The organism is Streptomyces sp. B93, assembly GCF_018070565.1.
Lineage (GTDB): Bacteria > Actinomycetota > Actinomycetes > Streptomycetales > Streptomycetaceae > Streptomyces.
The window spans coordinates 1-551 of record NZ_JAGPXL010000128.1; the positions used below are offsets into that span (position 1 = coordinate 1).

Here is a 551-nt window from a genome sequence, read left to right on the forward strand (position 1 = left end):
GGGAGGTGTCGGCGGCCAGGGAGCGGACGGTCGCTTCCGCGCGGGCCTGGGCGTCGAAGGCCCGGTTCACGGCCTTGGCGAGCAGGTCGGCTTCGCTGCCGTTGCGGTGCGTGGGAAGGCGTTCGGTCAGGGAGCCCGCGGCGATGGCGTCGGCGCTGCGGGCCATGCGGACCAGCGGGAGCATCCCGAGCCGCAGCACGACGACGGACAGGCCCAGCAGGGCCAGCAACGTGCCGCCGATCAGGGCCAGTTGGCGTCTGATGAGCGCGTCGGTGGTGGCGTTGTCGACGGACGTGTCGATGGCGAGGATGACCGTCGCCGGTGCCACGGTGCCTTCGGTCGGCCCGCGGTCGATGACCAGTCCGGGGCTGGGAATGCGTACGGCGCTCAGGTCGCCCCCCTCCAGTGTGACGACGCTGCCCGTCGGCGAGGTCAGGCTGAGCGCGGCCAGCTCGTCGGCGGCCCGGGAGGCGGAACCGGTGCTCAGGAGAACCCTGTTGTCCGCGTCGACGGCGACCGTGCCCAGGGGTGTGCCGAGGAGGGCGCCGAGC

General features: G+C 73.3%; 1 protein-coding gene. It reads right to left on the reverse strand.

The window, feature by feature from the left end:
* Positions 1–551, reverse strand: a 551-nt coding sequence (locus tag KBY47_RS36235; protein WP_210928894.1) for a HAMP domain-containing protein, incomplete at both ends; no start/stop codon positions are given.